This is a genomic window from Micromonospora sp. WMMD980, from assembly GCF_029626035.1.
GTDB lineage: Bacteria > Actinomycetota > Actinomycetes > Mycobacteriales > Micromonosporaceae > Micromonospora.
Map to the genome: position 1 here is coordinate 671772 of NZ_JARUBE010000003.1, position 22834 is coordinate 694605.

The following is a 22834-nucleotide window of genomic DNA, read 5'->3' on the forward strand; positions in this document are numbered from 1 at the left end:
GCCGGCGGCCGGCCGAGGGCCGCAGACTGCGCAGGTGGGTAGCGGCGGCGTCCGGGGATCCTGGGCCGTGCGGCCCGGCGCGCCGGGCTCCCGGACCACCCGGCTGGAACTCTTCTACGACCTGGTGTTCGTCTTCGCGTTCCTGAGCTTCACCACGCTGGCCGCCACCGAACTCACCCCGGCCAATCTCTACCGCTTCCTGCTGGTGCTGGCGCTGCTCTGGTGGTCGTGGACCGGGTTCGCCCGGATGGGCAACGCACTGCGCGCCGACCAGGGCGTGCTGCCGCTTGTCGGCTTCGTCACCGTGGCCGCGACGTTCCTGCTGGTGCTCAGCGCGCCCGGCGCGTTCCAGGACCGTCCGGGCGGCCTGCCCGGCCCGTTGGTCTTCGCCGGCAGCTACTTCGTGATCCGGGTGGCCCAGCTCACGATCCTCGGCTGGGTGGAACGTGCCGACCCGGTCCGCCGCCGGCGGCTCCTGCTGCGCGCGCTGGTCCCGACCGTGGCCACCGCACTGCTGGTGGTGGCCGGCACCGTACCCACCCGGTTGCCGCCGGGACCGTTCGCGGTCGGGCTGCAACTGGCGCTCTGGACGTTGGCGCTGCTGGTCGAGTACGTCGTCGGACTGACGCTGGCCCGGCACTGGTGGGTGGTGGTGTCGGCGGGACACTGGGCGGAACGGCACGCGCTGATGGTGCTGGTCGCGCTCGGCGAGTCGATCATCGCGCTCGGGCTCGGCCCCAAGACCGGGCTGCCGCTGACCGGCCCGGTCACGATCGCCGCGCTGCTCGGCATCCTGATCGTGGCGGCGCTCTGGTGGGCGTACTTCGACACCCTGGCGTTCGCCCTCGAACAGGCGTTGCACCAGGCTCGGGACCGCGCGGCCCGGCTGCGACTGACGCGCGACGTCTACACCTTCCTGCACTTGCCGATGATCGTCGGGACCATCCTGTTCGCGCTCGGCCTCAAGGACCTGCTGGCCGAGGCAGCCGCCCCGGAGAACCCCAGTTGGGGCCTGCCACTCGGCGGGTTCTGGGTCACCGTCTTCTACGGCGGGATCGGCCTCTATCTGCTCAGCCTCGCCGGCTGCTGGTGGCTGGCGCTGCGGGAGGTGCACCGGCCGTTGTTGGCCACCGTGGTGGCGCTCGCCGCGGTCGCCCCGCTCGTCGCTCCGATTCCGGAGCTGATCGCGCTGGGCGTCCTGGCGGTGCTCACCGTCGCCGGCGTCGCCTGGGAGACCCGCAGCGAGAACGGCCGGCGACGCCGGGTGCGCGAGCTGGCCATCGAGGAGCAACTCGCCGCCGAGGCGGAGCAAAGCCGGTGGCGGCAGCGACACCTGTGACCGGCCGGGCACGACACCCGGCCGTCCCGCGCGGCCGTGCCCCGGGACGGTGGGGCACGGCCGGCGCGGCGGCCGGGGCGGGCTACAGCTCGGCGAGCGTGCCCTCGTACATCTTGTCGATCTCGCCGGCGAAGTTGGTCTCCACGCTGCGGCGCTTGATCTTCAGCGACGGGGTGACCTCGCCGTCGGCGATGGTGAGGTCGCGGGGGAGGATCGTCACCTTCTTGATCGTCTCCCAGCGGTTGAGCTTGGCGTTCAGCTCGGCCACGTAGCCCTCGACCATCTCCTGCGCCTCCGGCGAGGTGACGATCGTGGTGTAGTCGCTGCCCTCCAGCCGGGTGCCGGCGGCCCACGCCTGGATCGCGTCCGGGTCCAGCGTCACCAGCATCGTGCAGTAGTTGCGGGCCTGCCCGATCACCACCGCCTGCGAGGTGTACGGGCAGACCGCCTTGAACACGCCCTCGATGTGCGACGGCGCGACGTACTTGCCGCCGGACGTCTTGACCAGGTCCTTCTTCCGGTCGGTGATGCGCAGGTAGCCGTCGTCGTCGAGCGTGCCGATGTCACCGGTGCGGAAGAACCCGTCGTCGGTGAACGCCTCCGCGGTCTCCTCGGGCAGGTTGTGGTAGCCGCGCATGACCGGACGGCCGCGCACCAGGATCTCGCCGTCGGTGTCGATCCGGCACTCCAGGTCGCCCATGGCGCGACCCACGCTGCCGATCTTGAGCCCCTCGGGCGGGTTGACGAACGCGCCGGCGCTGGTCTCGGTGAGGCCGTACCCCTCGGAGATGGGCAGGTTGGCGGCGGCGAAGAAGGTGGCGATCTCCTGACTCAGCGGCGCCGCGCCGGAGACCAGGACCCGCATCCGGCCCCCGAGGCGGGCCTGGAGCTTGCTGAAGACCAGCTTCTCGGCCAGCCCGTACTTCAGGCGCAGCCCGGCCGGGACCGGCTTGCCGGCCTGCTCCAGCGCGACCCTCTCCTTGCCGACGGCGACCCCCCAGGCGAAGATCTTCGCCTTCGCGCCGCCGGCGGACTGCGCCGTGGTCACCGCCTTGTTGTAGACCTTCTCGAAGACCCGGGGCGCGCCGCACATCAGCGTCGGCCGCACCACGCCGAGCAGCTCGACCAGCTTGTCCACCCGGCCGTCGACGTAGGTGGGCAGCCCGACGTGGGTGGCGCCGCAGAGCAGCGTCTTGCCGAACGAGTGCGACAGCGGCAGCCACAGGTATTGCAGGTCGTCCACGCGCAGCAGGCCCAGCTCGGCCTGGGCCACCCCCTCCCAGCACCAGCCGCCGTGCAACAGCTCCACGCCCTTGGGGCGGCCGGTGGTGCCCGAGGTGTAGATCAGGGTGGCCAGGTGGTCCGGCCCGATGCCGGCGACCAGCCGGTCGACCAGGTCGGGCTCGGCGGCCAGCGCGGCGGCCCCGCTTTCCTCCAGTTCGGCCAGGGTGAGCTGGGGGACGCCGGCAGCCGGGTCGGGCGCGCCGTCGAGCAGCACCACGTGGGTCAGCGCCGGCAGGTCCGCGCCGGCGATCTTCGCCGCCTGGGCCGGGTTCTCCGCGAACAGCACCCGCGAGCCGGAGTCGGCCAGGATGTAGACCGCGTCCTCCGGCTCGGTGGTCGGGTAGACGGTCGTGGTGGCCCCGCCGGCGCACATCACGCCGAAGTCGGCGAGCACCCACTCCAGGCGGGTGTTGGCCAGGATCGCCACCGGATCCTCGAGGCCCACACCGAGCCCGTGCAGCCCGGCCGCGATGGCCCTGGCACGCTGCCCGACCTGCTCCCACGTCAGCCAGACCGGGCCCGAGTCGTCCTGGGCGGGGTGGGCGAACGCGTGCCGGTCGGGGGAGTCCGCCACGCGCTTGAGGAACATGTCCGGTACGGAACGGTACGGTACATCGAGAGCCATCGTGGTAGCCGCCTTCAGGGGTGGAGGGACGTGACGGGGGTCACGCCGGTCTGCGGTTACCGAAGAGTATTGCGTGCACCCGGGCAGCGGCTAGTGCTGAACGGCCGGGGTGCCGGCTCAGGCGTACCGGGCGGCGGCGCGGGACCAGTCGTAGGTGGCCCGGATCCAGTCCCGCCGGGTGGCCAGGAAAGCCCGCACCCCGTCGTCGGCGACGGCGGCCAGCACCGCGTCCCGCTCCGCGTAGGCGGCGAGCGCCGCGTTGAACCGGGCGGCCGCCGCGCGCAGCGCCGCCTCCTCGCCCTGCCCGGTCTCGCCCGCGATCGTGGTGACCAGGTTGTGCGTCGCCGGGGCGAGGCCGCGCTCCTTGTCGTAGGAGAACAGGTCGTTGCACCAGCACACCAGGTCGGTGGCGAGCGCGTCCAGCGCGGCGAGCGCCGGATCGGCCCGCCGGGCCGGACCGGGCCGCGCCGGGCTCGCCAGGTCGGTCACCGTGAAGCTGGGTCGGACGCCGCCGGTGTGCCGGCGCATCTGCACGTACTCGGCCACCCCCGGCACCCGCCGGTGCTCCCGGTTGGCCGCCTCCCAGAGCAGCGCCAGCAGGTATTCGCGGAGCTGGCTGACCAGGCGGAGCAGGAGCGCGGGGCGCTGCACGTCACGGGCCCGTCGGCACAGGTCGTGCAGGCCCACCGCGAGCGGGCCGGCGCCGGTCGGGGTGGTCGCGGCCGGGTCGCCGTGCCGATCCAGCACGGTCAGCAGCCCCGCCACGGTGGGGGCCAGCCGGGTGGGGTCGACGCCCAGGTCGTCGTCGTCGCAGGCGTCGTCCACCACGAACAGCCAGTTGATCAGGTCGGTGAGCAGGCGCAGGCCGGGCAGGGACGCCTCCGGGCAGGCCCGTCCGGCCAGCTCGGCGGCGTGCGCGCCGGCCAGTCGGCGCTGCCCGGCCGGATCGGCGACCAGGCCGAGATCGCTGACCCAGTCGGCGCTCTCCGTGGCGACCCGGTCGACCTCGGGGTGCCGCCGTGCCGGGAAGGGCGGCTCGTGCAACGCCGAGAGCGCGTAGCCGCGCATTCCTGCCCCCTGCCCGTCGTCCGTGGTGTCGACCGCGGGCAGGAGCGTACGGCAGGGTTGATCGGTATCCATCGCTGGGATTTGCGTTTTTCACCATAAGCCGGTCACGGTGTGCGTACGCTCCGTCAGAACCCCAGCTCGGCGGCGCGTAACCGGTCCGCCGCCCCGGCCGGGCCGTCCACCTGCACCCGGGACACCCGCTGCCGCCCGCTCAGGAACAGGATCAGCTCGCCCGGCGCGCCCACCAGCCGCAGCCGCTCGCCACCCCGCCCGACCCGCAGCTCGCCGTGCCCGGGCGCCTGCACCAGCACCTCGGCGGGGAACCGCCGCAGCGCCATCCGGGCCAGCAGGGCGACCCGCTTCCAGAGCATCGCCTGCTGGGCGGCCGGGAGGTCACGCGGATGCCAGCCGGGCCGGGCCCGCCGCACGTCCTCGTGGTGGATGAAGAACTCCACGGCGTTGGCCAACTCGTCGGTGAGCGGATTGCTCACCGGGCTCCACACCGGCGGGCGGCGGACCCGGTCGACCAGGTCCGCGTACGGGCCGGCGGCGACCCGGCGGCGGACCGCCTCGCCGTGACCGCGCAGCGGCGGCAGCAGGATCCCACCGGCGGCATCCGGCCGGCGCTCCCGCACCAGCAGGTGCGCCGCCAGGTCACGGGTGGTCCACCCCTCGTTGACCGTCGGCGCGTCCGGTCCGACTTCCAGCATCAGGTCGGCGAGCGCCTCGCGCTCCGACCGGGCGTACCGCGGCATGGCTTGATCGTAGGCCCGATCGGGCCGTTCGGCGCGGCACGGCCGCCCGCGGGGCGGCCGTCGACCCGCGGTCGAGGGGAACGTGACGGCGGACATATCCCGGCCGGGTCGGCGGACCTGGCGGCGAGCGGTAAGGATGGGGGAGAAAATTGCGGCTTACGGCGGGGGCGAGCGTGGCGAGCGGGACGAGTCGGGACGTGCTCGGCAGGGGGCTGCGGGTGCTCGGTCGGGCGATCCGGGAACAACCCCGGATCTTCGCGGTGGCGGTCACCGGCAGCGTGCTCTTCGGCCTCCTCGTGATCGCCAGCGCGTACGTGATCGGCGGCGTGGTCGGCGAGGTGGTGGTGCCGGCGGTCGAGCGCGGCGCGGTGGCCACCGGCGCGCTCGCGCTCGCCGCGGCGGCGCTGTTCGGGATCAGCGTGCTGCGGGTGGTCGGCATCTTCGGCCGCCGGCTCGGCGCCGGCTACATGCAGTTCCGGCTCCAGGCCGCCTACCGCCGCCGGGTCACCCGCCGGTACCTGGACCTGCCGCTGGCCTGGCACCACCGCAACTCGACCGGCACGTTGCTGTCCAACGCCAACTCCGACGTGGAGGCCGCCTGGTACCCGATCGCGCCGCTGCCGTTCGCGGTCGGCACGCTGGTGATGCTGGTCGGCGCCGTCGCGTCGCTGTTCCTCACCGACTGGGCGCTCGCCCTGGTCGGCCTCGCCGTCTTCCCCGCGCTGTTCGCGCTCAACGTGGTCTACTCCCGCCGGATGGCTCCCCGCCAGGCCCGGGCCCAGCGACTGCGCGCCGAGGTCAGCGGCATCGCGCACGAGAGCTTCGACGGCGCGCTGGTGGTCAAGACCATGGGCCGCGAGTCGCAGGAGACGGCCCGCTTCGCCGCCCGCGCCGGCGAGCTGCGCGACGCGCTGATCTCCGTCGGCCGGCTGCGCGGTGTCTTCGACCCGATGCTGGAGACGTTGCCCAGCCTCGGCACGCTCGCCGTGCTGGTGGTCGGCGCGATCCGGCTCCGCCAGGGCGCGATCAGCGTGACCGAGCTGGTCAGTGTCGCGTTCCTGTTCACCGTGCTGGCGTTCCCGGTGCGGGCCATCGGCTGGGTGCTGGCCGAGCTGCCGCGCAGCGTCGCCGGCTGGGACCGGGTCCGCCGGGTCCTCGACGCCACCGGCGAGATGCCGTACGGCGAGGTGACGTTCGACCCGGCCACCCGGACGCCGGCCCCGCTGTCGTGCCACGACGTCCACTTCTCCTACGAGCCGGCCGAGGCGCACCTGCCCGGCACCCAGGTGCTCGGCGAGGTCACCTTCACGGTGCCGGCGGGGAAGACGGTCGCCCTGGTCGGGCCGACCGGCGCCGGCAAGTCCACCATCACGTCGCTGGCCGTGCGCCTGGTCGACCCGGACCGCGGCCGGGTCACGCTCGACGGCGTCGACGTGCGTGACCTGACCGCCGCCTCGCTCGCCGCCACCGTGGCGCTGGTGGCCCAGGTGCCGTTCGTCTTCGACGACACCGTCCGCGCCAACATCACGCTCGACCGCGCCGGCATCGGCGACGACGAGGTGTGGGCGGCGCTGCGACTGGCCGAGGCGGACGGCTTCGTCGCCGCGCTGCCGGACGGGCTGGACACCATGGTCGGCGAGCGGGGCACCTCGCTCTCCGGCGGCCAACGGCAACGGCTCACGTTGGCCCGGGCGCTCGCCGGCCGGCCCCGGCTGCTGGTGCTCGACGACGCCACCAGCGCCGTCGACCCGCGGGTCGAGGCGGCCATCCTGGCCGGACTGCGGGCCCCCGCCGACGGCGGCGCGCCGGCGTCGATCCTGGTGGTGGCCTACCGCCGGGCCACCATCGCGCTCGCCGACGAGGTGATCTACGTGGAGCGCGGCCGGGTGGTCGCCCGCGGCACCCACCCCGAGCTGCTGGCCACCGTGCCCGGGTACGCCGACCTGGTCACCGCCTACGAGCAGGCCGAGCAGGAACGCGAGCAGAACCGCATGTACGACGAGGTCACCCCGATGACCTCCGGCCTGGAGATCGAGGTGGACCGGTGACTACCGTGGCCGAGGAGCGGACCGAGTCGACCTGGGGGACGCTGCGGCGGGGGCTGGCGCTCTCCCCGGAGCTGAAGACCGGGCTCGCCGGCACGGTGGCGTTGGCGCTCGTCTACATGGTCGGCCGGGTGGCCGTGCCGGTGGCGGTCCAGCGCGGCATCGACCACGGCATCGTCGGCGGTCTCGACCTGGACGTGATCTCGCTGACCGTCGCGCTCACCGCCGCCGTGCTGGTGGTCACCACCACCTGCGGCTACCTGATGATGCGCCGGCTGTTCACGGTCAGCGAGACCGCGCTGGCCGGCGTGCGCACCCGCGCGTTCCGGCACGTGCACGACCTGTCCATGCTGCACCAACAGTCCGAGCGACGGGGGTCGCTGGTCTCCCGGGTCACCAGCGACGTCGACCAGATCACCCAGTTCCTCCAGTGGGGCGGCGTGATCCTCATCGTCAACCTGGGTCAGTTGCTGGTGACCACCGCGGTGATGCTCGCGTACTCCTGGCAGTTGACGCTCGTGGTGCTCGTCGCGTTCGCGCCGGCGGTGCTGGTCATCCGGCAGCTCCAGCGCCGGCTGGCCGGCGCGTACGGGCTCGTCCGGCAGCGGACCGGCACGCTGCTCGGCGCGATCGGCGAGAGCGTGGTGGGCGCCCCGGTGATCCGGGCGTACGGGATCTCCGGGCGCACCGCCCGCCGCCTGGACGCGGCGATCGACGGGCAGCGGGTGGCGCAGCAGCGGGCGATCCGGATCAGCATCCTGGGCAGTTCGGTAGGCGAGCTGGCGGCCGGCCTGGCGCTGGCCGGCGTGGTGGTGGTCGGGGTGAGCCTGGGCGTCGACCGCACCCTGTCAGTCGGCCAGCTCACCGCTTTCCTGTTCCTGGTCACGCTCTTCATCCAGCCGGTGCAGATCGCCACCGAGGTGCTCAACGAGGCGCAGAACGCGATCGCCGGCTGGCGCCGGGTGCTCGACGTGCTGGACGTCGCCCCGGACGTGGCCGACCCCGGCCGGCAGGGCCGGGACCTGCCGGGCGGCCCGCTCGACGTCCGGTTCGCCGGGGTGACGTTCGCCTACCCGGGCGGGCCGCCGGTGCTGCACGGCGTGACCCTGGACATCCCGGCGAAGAGCCGGGTCGCGGTGGTGGGGGAGACCGGCAGCGGCAAGACCACGTTCGCCAAGCTGCTCACCCGGCTGATGGACCCGACCGAGGGCCAGGTGCTGCTCTCCGGCGTCGACCTGCGCCAGGTGCGCTTCGACTCGCTGCGTACCCGGGTGGTGATGGTGCCGCAGGACGGCTTCCTGTTCGACACCACGGTCGGGGAGAACGTCCGTTTCGCCCGTCCGGACCTGACCGACGCGCGGCTCACCGCCGCCTTCACCGAACTGGGACTGGCCGACTGGCTGGACGGGCTGCCGTCCGGGCTGGACACGCCGGTCGGGGAGCGCGGCGAGGCGCTCAGTGTCGGCGAGCGGCAGCTCGTGGCGCTGGCCCGTGCCTACGTGGCCGACCCGGACCTGCTGGTGCTCGACGAGGCGACGAGCGCGGTCGACCCGGCCACCGAGGTGCGCCTGCAACGCACGCTCGACGCGGTCACCCGGGGCCGCACGACGCTCGCCATCGCGCACCGGCTCTCCACCGCGCAGGCGGCCGACGAGGTGATCGTGGTGGACCGGGGTCGGATCGTCCAGCGTGGCCCGCACGAGGATCTGCTGCGCGACACCGACTCGGTCTACGCCCTGCTCTACGCGTCCTGGCTGGAGCAGACCCGCTGACGTGCCTACAAACGTGATGACGTGGGTGACTCACCGGCGGAGATCACCGGGCGATGCATTCGTCATCAAGTTTCTAGGCGCGTGTGCATCATCGGCTTCCGCACGCCGCGCCGCGGCTCTCTCACGCCATGGCTTCCGCGCGCCCTCACACGCCACGGCCCTTCCAGACGCCCAGGGCCCGCGTCGCACGCCCGCCTCGCGCAGCCCCGTCGCACGCCCGCGTCGTACGGCACGTCCCACGGCCGCGCCGCGCGGACCGGGCGTCGCTCATTCGGGCCGGTGCCCGTCCGGGGCGGGCAACGGGCCGGTGAGGTATCGCTGGAGGGTCGGGCCGATCGTGGCGGCCAGCGTGTCCGGTGACGCGGACGCGACCGGTTCCAGGCGGATCACGTAGCGCATCATGGCCAGGCCGGCGACCTGGGTGGCGACCAGCGCGCCCCGCAGCGGCGCCTCGGCCGGGTCCAGGTCGAGCTGGTCGAGGACCCGGCGCAGGATCTGGGTGGTCAGGAACTCACGGAGCAGGCGGGCGGTCCACTGGTTGCTCACCGCGGAGCGGAGCAGGGCCACCGCGGCGACGCCGGCCGGCGAGTCCCAGACCGCCAGGAACGTGCGGACCAGCCGCTCGCCGACCTCGTCCGCGCCGCCCGCCAGCACCCGCGGCAGCAGCTCGGCCGGGTCGACCGGGATCGCCATGGCGGCGCGGAACAGCTCCTCCTTGACGCCGAAGTAGTGGTGCACCAGCGCCGGGTCCACCCCGGCGGCGGCGGCGACCGCCCGGATCGGCGTGGCGTCGTAGCCCCGCTCGGCGAACGCCTCCCGGGCCGCGTTCAGGATCGTCTCCCGGGTGTCCGGGCTGCCGGGCCGCCGCCCGGTGCGACGCGGGCTCGCTGACCGCGCCGCACCGGTGTCGCGGCGGCTCATCCGCTGCGCCGACGCAGCGTCGCGGCGGCCAGCACCAGCGCGACCACCGCCGCCCCGGCCACGATCGCCACGTCGCGCCACATCGTGCCGGTCGCGTCGGCGTGCGCGCCGACCTCCTGGAGCGCCTCGACCGCGTACGACAGGGGCAGCACGTCGCTGATCGCCTGGAGCCAGCCGGCCATCTGGCCGCGCGGCACGAACAGCCCGCAGAGCAGCAGTTGCGGGGCGACCACCACCGGCATGAACTGCACCGCCTGGAACTCGGTGCGGGCGAACGCCGAGCAGAACAGGCCGAGCGCCACGGCCAGCACCGCGTTCACGCCGGCGATCAGCACGACCAGCCAGGGGCTGCCGGCGGTGTCCAGCCCGAACACCTGGTAGGCCACCAGCGAGGCGACCGTGGACTGGAGCACCCCGGCCAGGCCGAACGCGATGCCGTAGCCGAAGAGCAGGTCGAGCTTGCCCAGCGGCGTGGTGAGCAGCCGTTCCAGGGTGCCGGTGGTGCGCTCGCGGAGCATGGCGATGCTGGTCACCAGGAACATGATGATGAACGGGAAGAAACCCAGCATGATCAGGGCGACCCGGTCGAAGGTGCGTGGCGCGCCGGGCGGGGTGGGCTGGTCGACGTACATGAAGTAGACCAGCGTGAGCAGCACGGCCGGCACCACGACGAGCAGCGCGACGGTGCGCTTGTCGTGCCGGAGCTGCCGCAGGATCCGCCCGGTCGTGGCGGCGAGGATGCGCCCGTTCATGCGGTGGCCTCCGGCTCGGCGTCGCGGATCAGGCGCAGGAACGCCTCCTCCAGGTCGTCCACGCCGGTGGCGGCGCGGACCGCGGCCGGGGTGTCGTCGGCGACCAGGCGGCCCTCGCGGATCAGCAGCAGCCGGTCGCAGCGCGCCGCCTCGTCCATGACGTGACTGGAGACCAGCAGCGTGGTGCCGGCGGCGGCCATCGCGTGGAACCGGGCCCACAGGTCGGCCCGCAGCACCGGGTCCTGCCCGACCGTGGGCTCGTCGAGGACGACCAGTTCCGGGTCGCCGACCAGGGCGCAGGCGAGCGAGGCGCGGCTGCGCTGGCCGCCGGAGAGCGTGCCGACGAGTTGGTCGGCCGCGGCGGCCAGGCCGACGTCGGTGACCGCGCGGTCGGCGTCGGCGCGGCTGCGGCCCTGGAGCACGGCGAAGTAGCGGGCGTTCTCCCGGACCGTGAGGTCGGCGTAGACGCTCGGCGCCTGCGTGAGGTAGCCGACCCGGCGGCGCAGCCCGGTCGCGCCGGCGGGCCGGCCGAGCACGTCGACCGTGCCGCCGTCGATCGTCTGCACACCGACCACCGCGCGCATCAGCGTGGTCTTCCCACTGCCGCTGGGGCCCAGCAGACCGGTGACCGTGCCCCGGGGGACGGCGCAGCTGATGCCGTGCAGCACCCGCCGTCCACCCCGGTCGACCACCAGGTCGCGGACCGACACCGCGTCGTCCATGACCACCTCCGACAATTCGTCAACCGATGAAATAAACGCTAGATGAATTCCGGCGGCTGCGCAATGCTGTTGACTTCGAGTGGGCTCGAACTGGAAGTCTGGCCGGCGTGGACATCGGTATCCGGGAGAAGAGTCTCAGCGTGGGCGAGGCGGCGGAGCGGGTCGGCCTGACCACCTACACGCTGCGCTGGTACGAGCAGGAGGGCCTGGTCGCCCCGGTCGGGCGGGACTCCGCCGGTCGCCGGCGCTACACCGAGGCTGACGTCAACTGGCTGTTCCTGCTGACCCGGCTGAGGCGCACCGGGATGCCGGTGCGCGACATGCGCCGCTACGCCGAGCTGGCCCGGCAGGGCGACCACACGCTCGGCGCGCGCCGGGCGCTGTTCGAGGCGCACCGGGTGCGGGTGCTGGCCCGGATGGCCGACCTGGCCGAGGATCTCAAGGTGTTGGACCACAAGATCGACGCGTATCGGCGCGCCGAGGAGGAACTGGGCTGAAGCCCCCCGCAGCGGACACCCGGTCCGCCATCGGTCATTGCGCCGAAGATCGGACTTCCGGCACCATGTCGCCGTGGGTCCCGCTTCGTTGCCCGAGTCCGGATTCCTCGACGACTGGGCCGCCCGCCTCCGGCAGGCCGCGGACCGCCCGGTCGTCGGGATCATGCTGCGTGGCAGCCACGCCCGGCGGGCCGCCAGCGAGCACAGCGACGTCGACGTGGACGTGCTCGTCGCGGCCGACGACGACCGGGCCGCCTCGTCCACCCGCACCCGCCCGGCCGACCCCTTCGCCGCGCGCCGTGCCTACCTGGCCGAGTTCGACGGCCGCTTGGTGCACGTCTCGGTGGCCTCGCGGGACGTCCGCTCCTGGGTGCACCGGCTCGGCCAGCCTGCCGACTGGGCGTTCGGGCTGCCGGTCACCGCGCCGGCCCGACTGCTGTGGGCGGTGCCCGAGTGGCGTCGCCGGATCGACCTACCGGTGCTCTGCCAGCCGGCGGACGAGCCGCGCCTGGAGGAGCTGATCGCCACCCTGGGCAAGGTGGCCGGCGCCCGCTGGGCCGGCGACCCGATCGGGGTCCGGCTCGCCGCCGCCGACCTGGCCCGGCTCTGTCCGTCGGTGCTCCGACTGGCCAACCCCTCGGTCCGGGTGGTGTCCCGGCGGGCGGCCCTGACCGCCGCGCTGGACCTGCCGGTCGCCCCGCCCGGCTACCGCGCCGACATGCTGCTCTGCCTCGGGCTGCGCGCCGGCGACCCGACCCAGGTCGCCGCCGCCGCCGGCCGGCTGGTCACCGGCATCGTCCCGCTGGTCCGCCCGTACGCCGGGGAGGTCGCCGCGGTGGCCGGCGCGGACCTGGCCGAGGCGCTCGCCGACGGTCGGCTGGACCGCTACCTGGGTCAGCTCGCCCGAGCCCTGCACGCGGTGCCGCCCGTCACCCGGGACACGTCTTCGGTGCCGGCGCCGCGTGCGGGAGAATGGTCAACCGTGCCCGCCTCTGACGCGCCGGTGACCGGCGCACCCGACCGCTCCGGCGGCGCCCCGGCCCCCGGCCCGGACCGCCCCTCCCGGCTCGACCCGGCCATCGCGGCCAAGCTGCGCCGCGGCCCCGACGGCCTGGTCGCCGCCGTGGTCCGCGCGCACGACTCGGGTGAGGTGCTGATGGTCGCCTGGATGGACGACGAGGCGCTGCACCGCACGCTCACCACCGGCCGGGCCACCTACTGGTCCCGCAGCCGGGGGGAGTACTGGGTCAAGGGCGCCACCTCCGGGCACCACCAGTACGTCCGCTCGGTCGCGCTGGACTGCGACGGCGACGCGCTGCTGGTCAGCGTGGAGCAGGTCGGTGCGGCCTGCCACACCGGGCACCGCACCTGCTTCTTCACCGACCTCCCGGTCAGCTCGCCGGAGGTGACCCCGTGACCGACGGCGCCGTCACCCCGGACCGGTCCGCCTTCGCCGAGCTGGCCGACCGCTGGCGGGTCGTGCCGGTCACCCGGCGGCTGCTGGCCGACGCCGAGACCCCGGTCGGGGTCTACCGCAAGCTCGCCGGTGGTCCCGGCACGTTCCTGCTGGAGTCCGCCGAGCAGGGCGTCGGCTCGGCCGGCACGGCCTGGTCGCGTTACTCGTTCATCGGCGTCCGCAGCGCCGCCACGCTCACCGAGCGCGGCGGCGAGGCGAGCTGGACCGGCGCACCGCCGGCCGGCGTGCCTACCTCGGGCGACCCGGTCACCGTGCTCCGGGAGACCGTCGCCGCGCTCGCCGGGCCGGCCTGGGACCCGGACGGCGACCTGCCGCCCCTCACCGGCGGCCTGGTCGGCTACCTCGGCTATGACCTGGTCCGCCGCTTCGAGCGGCTGCCGGAGCTGACCGAGGACGAGCTGGACGTGCCCGAGCTGGGCATGATGCTCGCTACCGACCTGGTGGTGCTCGACCACTACGAGGGCTCGGCGATCCTGGTCGCCAACGCGGTGCTGCCGCCGCGGGACGCGCCGGGCCGGCCGGAGCGGGTGGCCGCCGCCTACCACCACGCGGTGGGGCGGCTGGACGCGATGACCACCGCGCTGTCCCGACCGATTCCGCCCATGGTCGCCACGGTCGACCGTCCCGGCGTCGGCGAGGTGACCAGCCGGACGCCCGACGGCGGCTACCCGAAGGCGGTGGAGGCGGCCAAGGAGGCGATCCGGGCCGGCGAGTGCTTCCAGATCGTGCTGAGCCAGCGCTTCGAGCGGGCCACCGACGCCGACCCGATCGACGTCTACCGGGTGCTGCGCACCACCAACCCCAGCCCGTACATGTACCTGCTGCGCTTCGACGGCTTCGACATCGTCGGCTCGTCGCCGGAGGCGCACCTCAAGGTGAGCGCCGGCCCGGACGGGCGGCGTCGCGCGCTGCTGCACCCGATCGCCGGCACCCGGCCACGGGGAGGCTCGCCCGACGCCGACTCCCGGCTCGCCGCCGAGCTGCTCGCCGACCCGAAGGAGCGCGCCGAGCACGTGATGCTCGTCGACCTGGGCCGCAACGACCTGGGCCGGGTCTGCCGGCCGGGCACGGTCACGGTCCCCGAGTTCGCCACCATCGAGCGCTACAGCCACGTCATGCACATCGTCTCGACCGTCGTCGGCGAGCTGCGCGACGACCGCACCGCGTTCGACGCGCTGGCCGCGACGTTCCCCGCCGGCACGCTCAGCGGCGCGCCCAAGGTGCGGGCCATGGAGATCATCGAGGAGCTGGAGCCGGTCCGCCGGGGCGTCTACGGCGGCACGGTCGGTTACTTCGGCTTCGGCGGCGACCTGGACATGGCGATCGCGATCCGCACCGCGCTGATCCGCGAGGGTCGGGCCTACGTGCAGGCCGGAGCCGGTGTGGTGGCCGATTCCAATCCCGCCGCCGAGGACCAGGAGACGCGGAACAAGGCCGCCGCCGTGCTCGCCGCGATCGCCGCCGCCGAGACGCTGCGGCCGGCCCGATGACCGCGCCGGTCACCGCCGCGGGCGGCCGGACCGCCGCCGGCGGCCGGCGCGAGCTGGCGTACGCGGTGCTGCTCTGCCTGGCCGGCGCGGGCCTGGCCGCCTGGGCGGTGACCCGGGCCTGGTCGGTGGAGGTGACCTCCCGCGGCGGGCTACCGCCCGGGCAGCGGTCCCGCACCGGCGCGGACCTGCTGCCGTGGGTGTCGGCGCTGGCCTACGTCGGGCTGGCTGGCGGCGGCGCGGTGCTGGCGACCCGGGGGCGGCTGCGCCGGCTGCTGGGCGTGCTGCTGACCGGCGTCGGGGTGGCCGTCGTGGTCGGCGGCGGCGTCGGGCTGACCGAGCCCGGGGTGAGCCGGCACTGGCCGGCGCTGGTGCTGGTGGGTGGCCTGGCGCTGGTGGCCGGCGGGGCGTTCACCGCGACGCGCGGCGGCGGCTGGCCGGCGATGGGGGCCCGCTACGAACGGCGGTCGGCGCCGGCGTCGGCGCCCGACGCCGACCGGCCGGCGGTCGAGCGGGGCACCCGGGACGCGTGGGACGCGCTGGACCGGGGTGAGGACCCGACGGTCAGCTGACCGGCTGCGCCTCGCGGGCGTTCCGGCGCGCCCGGGCCGCGGCCCGGGCGGCGGTCAGTTCGGCCACCAGCCGCTCCAGTTCGCGGCGCTGGGCGGCGCGGGCCCGGTCGGCGCAGACCGCCTCCCAGGCGTTGCCCCGGGCGGTACGCGTGCGGCCGTCGCCCGCCGCGGCGCGTTCCAGCGTGTGCACCACCCCGACGGCGAGCGAGGCGACGGTCCGGGAGATGGTCGTCAGCCCGAGGTTCTGGTTCTGGTTCGGCCCGTTGGCGCTCATGGTTCACCCCACCCGAGATCGTTGGCGACGGTCGGCGGCAGCCTCGAAAAGTCTGCCCTGCGACGATGCTGCCGGTGGAACGTTTCGCCGCCGTGAAGCACAGGTCAACGGTCCGGCAGCGGGCGCGACCTGGGCAGGGCCGGAGGTCCTTGAGCTTGGTCACAGCGGGGCCGGTGCCGGCCTGCGGAGCGCGCCCGGCCGTGGTGAGATAGGGCATGGGCAGCGGTCGATGCATCAGGTGGCGCTGCGTGACACCGCGTTCACCGGAAGTCGGCCATCATGCCACAGCCCATGTGGTGAGGTGCGCCATACCCCCCGGCACGTGTCGCCAGGTGGCGCCCCCTAGCATCGGCCCATGACGCCCGGAGAGGGGAGTCCGTTGGTGACTGCTGAGCATGCGCACGCGGAGGGGGACGACGCCGGAGCGGCGCCGTCCGCAGGCGTGCTCGACGAGATCCTGGCCGGCGTGCGCGAGGACGTCGCCCGGCGGCAGGAGCAGATTCCGCTGGAGCGGATCCGCGAGCTGGCCGCCGCCGCGCCGCCACCGCTCGACGCGTACGCGGCGCTGCGCCGACCCGGCGTGGCCGTGATCGCCGAGGTGAAGCGCTCGTCGCCGTCCAAGGGGCGGCTGGCCGAGATCGCCGACCCGGCGGATCTGGCCGGCGACTACGCGGCCGGTGGCGCGCGGGCGATCAGTGTGCTGACCGAGGGCCGCTGGTTCGGCGGGTCGCTGGACGACCTGGCCGCCGTGCGGGCCGCGGTGAACGTGCCGGTGCTGCGCAAGGACTTCGTCGTCTCCAGCTACCAGGTGCACGAGGCCCGCGCGCACGGCGCCGACCTGGTGCTGCTGATCGTCGCCGCGCTGGAGCAGAACGCCCTGGTCGGCCTGCTGGAGCGGATCGAGTCGCTGGGCATGACCGCGCTCGTCGAGGTGCACACCGAGGAGGAGGCGGACCGGGCCCTGGAGGCGGGCGCGCAGGTGATCGGCGTCAACGCCCGCGACCTGCGTACCCTTGAGGTCGACCGCTCGGTCTTCGAGCGGATCGCACCCGGCCTGCCGAGCAGCGTCGTCAAGATCGCCGAGTCCGGCGTGCGCGGTCCGCACGACCTGATCCGGTACGCCTCTGCCGGCGCCGACGCCGTGCTGGTGGGCGAGGGCCTGGTCACCCAGAAGAGCCCCCGCGAGGCGGTCGCCGAGCTGGTCAACGCCGGTAACCACCCGGCCACGCCCCGCCCGGTGCGCTGAGCCGCGCCGGGCCACCCGAACCGAGAGGACGCCCGCGATGAGCGCCGCACCCGCAGCCGGCCAGGTCCCCGACGCCGCCGGTCACTTCGGCCGCTTCGGCGGTCGGTTCGTCCCCGAGGCGCTGGTCGCCGCGCTGGACGAGCTGGACGCGGCCTACCGGAAGGCGATGGGCGACGACGAGTTCCTCGCCGAGTTCGAGGCCCTGCTGCGCGACTACGCCGGCACGCCCTCGGAGCTGTACGCGGCCCGCCGGCTCTCCGCCCAGGTGGGGGCGCGGATCCTGCTCAAGCGCGAGGACCTGAACCACACCGGCGCCCACAAGATCCGCAACGTGCTCGGCCAGGCGCTGCTCACCCGCCGGATGGGCAAGCGGCGGGTGATCGCGGAGACCGGTGCCGGCCAGCACGGCGTGGCCACCGCGACCGCCGCCGCCCTGTTCGACCTCGAGTGCGTCGTCTACATGGGCGAGGTGGACACCGAGCGGCAGGCGCTGAACGTGGCCCGGATGCGGATGCTCGGCGCCACCGTGGTCCCGGTGACCGCCGGTTCGCGCACGCTCAAGGACGCGATGAACGAGGCGATGCGCGACTGGGTCGCCAACGTCGAGGACACCCACTACCTGATCGGCACCGCGGCCGGGCCGCACCCGTTCCCCGAGATGGTGCGCGACTTCGTGCGCGGCATCGGCGTGGAGGCCCGCCGGCAGTGCCTGGACCTGACCGGCGCGCTGCCGGACGCGGTGGCGGCCTGTGTCGGCGGCGGCTCCAACGCGCTGGGCATCTTCCACGCCTTCGTGCCCGACGCCGACGTGCGGCTCTACGGCTTCGAGGCGGGCGGCGAGGGCGTGGCGACCGGTCGGCACGCCGCGAGCATCACCGGCGGCTCGTCGGGCGTGCTGCACGGCACCCGCACCTACGTGCTCCAGGACGCCGACGGTCAGACCATCGAGTCGCACTCGATCTCGGCCGGGTTGGACTATCCGGGCGTCGGCCCGGAGCACGCCTGGCTGCACGACGCCGGCCGGGCCACCTACCTGCCGGTCGACGACGCCGAGGCGATGGCCGCGTTCGAGCTGCTCTGCCGCACCGAGGGGATCATCCCGGCGATCGAGAGCGCGCACGCGCTGGCCGGCGCCCGGCGGATCGCCCCGGAACTCGCCGCCGAGCTGGGCCGGGAGCCGGTGATCGTGGTCAACCTCTCCGGCCGGGGCGACAAGGACGTGCACACGGCCGGGGCGTACTTCGGCATCCTCGACAAGGAGTGACAGCGTGAGCCGCATCGGGGTCGCCTTCGACAAGGCCCGGGCCGACGGGCGGGCCGTGCTGGTCGGCTGCATGCCGGCCGGCTTCCCGACCGTCGAGGGCAGCATCGCCGCGATGACCGCCATGGTCGAGGCGGGCGTCGACGTCATCGAGGTGGAGATCCCCTACTCCGACCCGGTGATGGACGGTCCGGTCATCCAGAAGGCGAGCGACATCGCGCTGGCCGGCGGCGTCCGGACCGCCGACGCGCTGCGCGTCGTCGAGGCGGTCGCCGCGACCGGCGCGTCGGTGGTCACGATGACCTACTGGAACCCGATCGAGCAGTACGGCGTCGACACGTTCGCCCGCGACATGGCCGCCGCCGGCGGCACCGGGTTGATCACGCCGGACCTGATCCCCGACGAGGCCGCCGAGTGGCTGGCCGCCTCCGACGCGCACGGGATCGACCGGACGTTCCTGGTGTCGCCGTCCTCCACCGACGCCCGGCTGCGAATGACCGCCGAGCACTGCCGCGGCTTCGTCTACGCCACCGCGATCATGGGGGTGACCGGCGCCCGCGCGCAGACCTCCGAGGCGGCGCCGATCCTGGTCTCCCGGCTGCGCGGGGTCACCGACCTGCCGGTCGGGGTCGGGCTGGGCGTGGGCACCGGAGCCCAGGCCGCCACCGTCGCCGGCTACGCCGACGCGGTGATCGTGGGCAGCGCGCTGGTGCGGTGCGTGCTCGACGCGCCGGACCAGGCCGCCGGCCTGTCGGCGCTGCGCAAGCTCAGCGCCGAACTCGCCGAGGGCGTCCGCAACCCGGCCCGCTGAGGCCGCCCCGACCTCGCGCCCGTCACCGCGCCGCTGGCTCTCCTGTCCCGTCCCGTGCCGTGCCGACGTGTCGTGACGCGGTGCGGCCTGAGTGCCGGGTGCCTACAAACTTGATGTCGCCGATGAATCGCAGCCTGTACAGGGCTCGGCGTGGCCCGGCTCGGGCTCGCCCTTCTGACTCGGGCTTGCGCTTCTGGACTCGATCTTCCCGCCCAGGTCCGCCTCCGGTCCTGGCTGGTCCGCCGACCGGTGCCGGCCGGTTTGCCCGATCCTGGCCGGGACGTCCGGCCTTCTCCTCCGACGCGTCCGCTGAGCCGGCGTTGCTGAGTCGTTCACGTCATCAACGTTGTAGGCACTCGGACGGCAGGGCCGCAGGCGCGTGCTCGGTGACGACCGAACGGCCGATCCCGGATGATCCGGTCGCCGTACGGCGACTCGCGCAGATCGTGCGGACCGACCGCTCCGCTGGACGTCGTCCCGTTCGACGGGCGCGTGAGGCGGCCCGGGGTGCCGCGCGCACGGTCCGCACCGGTACCGTGTGCACCCGTGACCCTCGCCCCGATGACCCCCCTGGCGGCCATGCCCAGCCCCAGCACCGCCGTCTGGCAACTCGGTCCGGTTCCGATCCGGGCGTACGCGCTCTGCATCATCGCCGGCATCGTGGTGGCCTGCGTGGTCACCGAATACCGGCTGCGCCGCCGGGGCGTCGCACCGGGCGCGGTGCTCGACATCGCCGTCTGGGCGGTGCCGGCGGGCATCATCGGCGCCCGGATCTACCACGTGATCACCTCGCCGGAGAAATACTTCGGCGACGGCGGCCAGCCGCTCAAGGCGTTCTTCATCTGGGAGGGCGGCCTGGGCATCTGGGGCGCGGTGGCCGGTGGCGCGGTCGGCGCCTGGATCGCCGCCCGGCAGCTCGGCATCCCGCTCACCGTGGTGGCCGACGCGTTGGCCCCGGGCATGCCCCTGGCGCAGGCCGTGGGCCGGTTGGGCAACTGGTTCAACAACGAGCTGTACGGCGGGCGCACCAGCCTGCCGTGGGGGCTCGAGGTGCACGTGATGGACCCGGACAACCCGGGTCACGCGCTGCGTGACGACGCGGGCAACCCGGTCCTGCAACCGGGGCTCTACCACCCCACGTTCCTCTACGAGTTGATCTGGAACGTCGGCGTCGCCGCGCTGGTGCTGGTCCTCGACCGCAAGCTGCGGCTGGGCCGGGGCCGGGCCTTCGCGCTCTACGTGATGGGCTACACCGCCGGGCGGTTCTGGATCGAGTTGATGCGCACCGACGAGGCCAACCACATCCTCGGCGTCCGGCTCAACGTCTGGACCGCGGCGCTCGTCTTCCTCGGCGCGCTCGCCTACTTCGTCCGGGCCCGCGGCCCGCGGGAATATCTTGTCCCGGTGGGCGAGCCGGGCGTGCCGGTGACGCCGGCCGGCGACGTGTCCCAGGTCGATCTCTCCGCGCGCGAGGGCGGCGCGGCGACCGTGGCGCCGGAGGGCTACCGGGTGGTGACCGAGGAGCAGTTCCGTGCGTACCGGAAGACCGGCGCGCTGCCCCCGGCGGAGTCGGCGGCGACCGACGGGCCCGTCTCCGACGGCACCGCGACCGACGGGCCGGCCCCCGACGGTGCCGCGACCGACGCCGTCGAACCGACCGACCGCGCCGACGCCGACCCGACCGACCGGGGCCCGACCGACCGGGCCGAGGCCGGCGACGGACCCGACCTCGCCGCGGCCGACGACCGGGCCGCGACGGGCGGCACGGACGCGGCCGGGCACGCCGGCCGGGCGGACGCCGACGGGCGCCCGGCGGACCGGGACAGCTGAGCGGGGGAGCCATGCGCAGCGCGGTGGTGGTCGGCGCCGGCCTCGGCGGGATGGCGGTGGCCGGTGCGCTGGCCCGCTCCGGGTGGCAGGTGACGCTGCTGGAGAAGGCCGACCGGGTCCGGCCGGAGGCGACCGCCGTGGTGCTCTGGCCGAACGGGGTACGCGCGCTGCGCGCCCTCGGCCTCGGTGCCGGCCTGGACGCGATCGCCACCCCGCTGCCCGACGGCGGGATCCGCCGCCCGGACGGGCAGTGGCTGGTGCAGCCCCGACCCACGCCTGCCGACCGGATGCCGGTGGTGGTGCACCGGGAGGACCTGCACGACGCGCTCATCGCCGGCCTGGGCGAGCAGGTGGAGCTGCGTACCGGGGTGAGCGTGCGGAGCGTGCGCACGACCGCCGGCGAGCGGCCCGCGGTGGGCGATGGCCGGCACCTGTTCGAGGCGGACCTGGTGGTCGCGGCCGACGGCACGGACAGCGAGATCCGGCGGCAGCTCGCCCCGGAGACCGCTGTGGTGAGTTCCGGTTGCGCCGCCTGGCGGGCGGTCATCCCCTGGTACCGCGCCCCGCAGCTACCCGACGACCAACCGCCGCACGGCGAGACGCTCGGCGCCGGTTACCGGTTCGTGGCCGCGTCGCTCGGTGAGCGGGGCACCGCCGGGGCCTCCCGGCGGGGCGGCATCTACTGGGTGGCCACCGCCGCGGGTGCGCCCCGGCCGGAGCCACCGGAGATCCAGCTCGCCCTGCTCAAGCGCTGGTTCGCGGGCTGGCCCGCGCCGATCGCCACGCTGCTGGAGGCGACCGACCCGGCCGACGTGGTGCAGCAGGAGGTCCGCGAGCTACGGCCGCTGCCCCGGTCGTACGGCTTCGCCGTCGGCTCGGGCGGCGTGGTGCTGCTCGGCGACGCCGCGCACGCCATGCCACCGCACCTCGGGCAGGGCGCCTGCCTCGCGTTCGAGGACGCGGCCACGCTCGCCGGCCTGCTCCGCGAGTCACGGCTGCCGGACGCGGTGACCGCCTACGACCGGCTGCGCCGGCCCCGCGCCGCGACGATGGTCCGGCAGACCCGCCGGATGTCGGCAGTGCTCCAGACCCGAGGGCGGCTGGCGCTGCGCGCCCGCGACGCCGCGCTCGGCACGATCAGCCCGCGGCTTCGTAGCACCGCCGCCGCGGCGGCGGCGGACTGGCAACCGCCGTCCTGACCGGGCGGCCCGGCGCTCAGATGACCGCCGCCGGCTCGGCGATGCAGGCCGTGCCCACCCGACGGAAGCCGACCCGCAGGTAGACCCGGGCGATGTCCTCGCTGCCCGCGCTCAGGAAGATCAGGTCGGTGCCGGCGGCGCGCAGTTCCCGGGCCAGCGTGGCGGTCACCGCGGTGCCGAGCCCGCGCCGCCGGGCGGACGGCAGCGTCGCCACCCCGGCGATCTCCGCCACGTCGCCGACCCGCATCGCCATGCCGCTGGCGAGCGTCCCGTCCCGCGGTGTGGCGGCGAGCACGGAGATCCGCCGCCCGTCGGCGACCCGGGCCGCCTCCTCCTCCAGCGCGTCCACGTCCAGCCGGGCGAGCGCGGCGTCGCGCTCGGCGGGCCCGGCCTCGCCGCGCGCGGTGCCGCCGTGGGCGAAGCCGACCGCGGCGACGGCCCGGCGCAGCGCGATGTCCGCGGCGAAGCCCGGGTCGCCCGGGTCCAGCACCCGCACGGGTACGTCGCTGAGCGTCGCCGGGTCGGGCAGCCGCTCCGGCTCCAACAGCATGAGCGGCGCCTCCAGCACGCTCAGCCCCGCCGAGCGGGCCACCGCCAGCATGCCCGGTTGGTGCTCGTGGACCCACTCGAACGCCTCGGGCAGGCCCAGCTCCCGCTGCCGGGCGCGGACGGCAGCGACCTCGGCCAGCGTGGGCGCGTCGGTGGCGTCGAGCCGGGGTCGGGCGTAGAACGGCCAGCCGGCGCCGTCGCGGACGAACAGCACCAGGGAGTCGAACCCCTCGGTCCGGGCCCCGTCGCGGGGCACCGCGTCGTAGAAGCGCTCCAATTGGTCGAGCGCGTCGGCTCGTACGACATCCACCGCGCGAGACTACACGTCCCAGCATCTGGAAGTGTGAT

Annotated in this window: 20 protein-coding genes and 1 pseudogene; 13 read left to right on the forward strand and 8 right to left on the reverse strand. The window is 74.6% G+C overall.

Translation table 11 applies throughout. The features are described 5' to 3' along the window. Window positions 1-67: 67 nt before the first annotated feature. Window positions 68-1339, forward strand: a complete 1272-nt coding sequence (locus tag O7618_RS03700; RefSeq protein WP_347405408.1) for a low temperature requirement protein A — start codon at window positions 68-70, stop codon at window positions 1337-1339. 82 nt (window positions 1340-1421) lie between these two features. Here the strand turns inward: O7618_RS03700 and O7618_RS03705 are convergent, their stop codons facing one another. The 3 genes from O7618_RS03705 to O7618_RS03715 form a co-directional block, all read right to left on the reverse strand. Beyond that, entirely contained in the window at window positions 1422-3248 is a 1827-nt protein-coding gene (locus tag O7618_RS03705) for a long-chain fatty acid--CoA ligase (protein WP_278104532.1), read from the reverse strand. 117 nt (window positions 3249-3365) lie between these two features. Continuing rightward, window positions 3366-4388: a terpene synthase gene (locus O7618_RS03710; RefSeq protein ID WP_278104533.1), complete on the reverse strand. Its 1023-nt coding sequence runs from the start codon at window positions 4386-4388 to the stop codon at window positions 3366-3368. Between the two features lie 53 nt (window positions 4389-4441). Next, the gene (locus O7618_RS03715; RefSeq protein ID WP_278104534.1) at window positions 4442-5071 is read right to left on the reverse strand and encodes a TIGR03085 family metal-binding protein; all 630 of its coding nucleotides are present in this window, start codon (window positions 5069-5071) and stop codon (window positions 4442-4444) included. A 197-nt stretch (window positions 5072-5268) separates the two neighbouring features. Here O7618_RS03715 and O7618_RS03720 point away from each other — a divergent pair, with 197 nt between their 5' ends. Next, the gene (locus tag O7618_RS03720) at window positions 5269-7119 is read left to right on the forward strand and encodes an ABC transporter ATP-binding protein (RefSeq protein WP_278104535.1); all 1851 of its coding nucleotides are present in this window, start codon (window positions 5269-5271) and stop codon (window positions 7117-7119) included. A 5-nt stretch (window positions 7120-7124) separates the two neighbouring features. Beyond that, window positions 7125-8888 carry an ABC transporter ATP-binding protein gene (locus O7618_RS03725; protein WP_278109898.1) on the forward strand — a complete coding sequence of 588 codons (1764 nt, stop codon included), beginning with the start codon at window positions 7125-7127 and terminating at the stop codon, window positions 8886-8888. Between the two features lie 267 nt (window positions 8889-9155). On the opposite strand, the gene O7618_RS03730 is transcribed toward O7618_RS03725, so the two are convergent. From O7618_RS03730 to O7618_RS03740, 3 genes are read right to left on the reverse strand one after another with little or no spacing between them, the layout of a single operon-like run. Continuing rightward, window positions 9156-9809, reverse strand: a complete 654-nt coding sequence (locus O7618_RS03730) for a TetR family transcriptional regulator (RefSeq protein ID WP_278104536.1) — start codon at window positions 9807-9809, stop codon at window positions 9156-9158. Continuing rightward, the gene (locus O7618_RS03735; RefSeq protein WP_278104537.1) at window positions 9806-10561 is read right to left on the reverse strand and encodes an ABC transporter permease; all 756 of its coding nucleotides are present in this window, start codon (window positions 10559-10561) and stop codon (window positions 9806-9808) included. The genes O7618_RS03730 and O7618_RS03735 overlap by 4 nt, the downstream gene beginning before the upstream one ends. Continuing rightward, window positions 10558-11283: an ABC transporter ATP-binding protein gene (locus O7618_RS03740; protein WP_278104538.1), complete on the reverse strand. Its 726-nt coding sequence runs from the start codon at window positions 11281-11283 to the stop codon at window positions 10558-10560. The genes O7618_RS03735 and O7618_RS03740 overlap by 4 nt, the downstream gene beginning before the upstream one ends. A gap of 107 nt (window positions 11284-11390) precedes the next feature. Between O7618_RS03740 and O7618_RS03745 the strand changes: the two genes are divergently transcribed. The 5 genes and pseudogenes from O7618_RS03745 (at window position 11391) to O7618_RS03765 (ending at window position 15316) form a co-directional block, all read left to right on the forward strand. Then, window positions 11391-11780: a MerR family transcriptional regulator gene (locus tag O7618_RS03745; protein ID WP_278104540.1), complete on the forward strand. Its 390-nt coding sequence runs from the start codon at window positions 11391-11393 to the stop codon at window positions 11778-11780. Between the two features lie 163 nt (window positions 11781-11943). Further along, a pseudogene (locus O7618_RS03750) lies at window positions 11944-12582 on the forward strand (phosphoribosyl-AMP cyclohydrolase); the annotation flags it as partial. A gap of 180 nt (window positions 12583-12762) precedes the next feature. Beyond that, a complete protein-coding gene (gene hisI, locus O7618_RS03755) occupies window positions 12763-13197 on the forward strand; it encodes a phosphoribosyl-AMP cyclohydrolase (protein WP_278109899.1) in 435 nt (144 codons plus the stop codon). Beyond that, a complete protein-coding gene (locus O7618_RS03760) occupies window positions 13194-14747 on the forward strand; it encodes an anthranilate synthase component I (protein ID WP_278104541.1) in 1554 nt (517 codons plus the stop codon). The genes hisI and O7618_RS03760 overlap by 4 nt, the downstream gene beginning before the upstream one ends. Beyond that, on the forward strand, window positions 14744-15316 hold the full coding sequence (locus O7618_RS03765) for a Trp biosynthesis-associated membrane protein (RefSeq protein WP_278104542.1): 573 nt from the start codon (window positions 14744-14746) through the stop codon (window positions 15314-15316). Before O7618_RS03760 ends, O7618_RS03765 begins: the two co-directional genes overlap by 4 nt. Here the strand turns inward: O7618_RS03765 and O7618_RS03770 are convergent. Continuing rightward, complete coding sequence (locus O7618_RS03770; RefSeq protein ID WP_278104543.1) at window positions 15309-15590, reverse strand: hypothetical protein; 282 nt, start codon at window positions 15588-15590, stop codon at window positions 15309-15311. The genes O7618_RS03765 and O7618_RS03770 overlap by 8 nt on opposite strands. A 442-nt stretch (window positions 15591-16032) precedes the next feature. On the opposite strand from O7618_RS03770, the gene trpC reads away from it, so the two are divergent. The 5 genes from trpC (at window position 16033) to O7618_RS03795 (ending at window position 21937) form a co-directional block, all read left to right on the forward strand. Next, entirely contained in the window at window positions 16033-16836 is an 804-nt protein-coding gene (gene trpC / locus O7618_RS03775) for an indole-3-glycerol phosphate synthase TrpC (RefSeq protein ID WP_278109900.1), read from the forward strand. A gap of 37 nt (window positions 16837-16873) precedes the next feature. Next, window positions 16874-18100: a tryptophan synthase subunit beta gene (gene trpB / locus O7618_RS03780; protein ID WP_278104544.1), complete on the forward strand. Its 1227-nt coding sequence runs from the start codon at window positions 16874-16876 to the stop codon at window positions 18098-18100. Between the two features lie 4 nt (window positions 18101-18104). Beyond that, the gene (gene trpA / locus O7618_RS03785; protein ID WP_278104545.1) at window positions 18105-18908 is read left to right on the forward strand and encodes a tryptophan synthase subunit alpha; all 804 of its coding nucleotides are present in this window, start codon (window positions 18105-18107) and stop codon (window positions 18906-18908) included. 546 nt (window positions 18909-19454) lie between these two features. Then, window positions 19455-20738: a prolipoprotein diacylglyceryl transferase gene (lgt, locus tag O7618_RS03790; protein ID WP_278104546.1), complete on the forward strand. Its 1284-nt coding sequence runs from the start codon at window positions 19455-19457 to the stop codon at window positions 20736-20738. Window positions 20739-20749: 11 nt separating this feature from the next. Continuing rightward, window positions 20750-21937: an NAD(P)/FAD-dependent oxidoreductase gene (locus O7618_RS03795; protein WP_278104547.1), complete on the forward strand. Its 1188-nt coding sequence runs from the start codon at window positions 20750-20752 to the stop codon at window positions 21935-21937. A 16-nt stretch (window positions 21938-21953) separates the two neighbouring features. On the opposite strand, the gene O7618_RS03800 is transcribed toward O7618_RS03795, so the two are convergent. After that, window positions 21954-22796 (reverse strand): GNAT family N-acetyltransferase, encoded by an 843-nt coding sequence (locus tag O7618_RS03800; RefSeq protein WP_278104548.1) that lies wholly within the window; start codon window positions 22794-22796, stop codon window positions 21954-21956. Window positions 22797-22834 lie beyond the last annotated feature (38 nt).

Excerpts from the sequence above, each read along its gene's own strand:
- O7618_RS03735 (WP_278104537.1), bottom strand. The coding sequence starts at position 10,561 with ATGAACGGGCGCATCCTCGCCGCCACGACCGGGCGGATCCTGCGGCAG.
- trpB (WP_278104544.1), top strand. The coding sequence starts at position 16,874 with ATGAGCGCCGCACCCGCAGCCGGCCAGGTCCCCGACGCCGCCGGTCAC.
- O7618_RS03770 (WP_278104543.1), bottom strand. The coding sequence starts at position 15,590 with ATGAGCGCCAACGGGCCGAACCAGAACCAGAACCTCGGGCTGACGACC.
- O7618_RS03705 (WP_278104532.1), bottom strand. The coding sequence starts at position 3,248 with ATGGCTCTCGATGTACCGTACCGTTCCGTACCGGACATGTTCCTCAAG.
- O7618_RS03740 (WP_278104538.1), bottom strand. The coding sequence starts at position 11,283 with ATGGACGACGCGGTGTCGGTCCGCGACCTGGTGGTCGACCGGGGTGGA.
- O7618_RS03765 (WP_278104542.1), top strand. The coding sequence starts at position 14,744 with ATGACCGCGCCGGTCACCGCCGCGGGCGGCCGGACCGCCGCCGGCGGC.
- O7618_RS03730 (WP_278104536.1), bottom strand. The coding sequence starts at position 9,809 with ATGAGCCGCCGCGACACCGGTGCGGCGCGGTCAGCGAGCCCGCGTCGC.
- O7618_RS03795 (WP_278104547.1), top strand. The coding sequence starts at position 20,750 with ATGCGCAGCGCGGTGGTGGTCGGCGCCGGCCTCGGCGGGATGGCGGTG.
- O7618_RS03710 (WP_278104533.1), bottom strand. The coding sequence starts at position 4,388 with ATGGATACCGATCAACCCTGCCGTACGCTCCTGCCCGCGGTCGACACC.
- O7618_RS03715 (WP_278104534.1), bottom strand. The coding sequence starts at position 5,071 with ATGCCGCGGTACGCCCGGTCGGAGCGCGAGGCGCTCGCCGACCTGATG.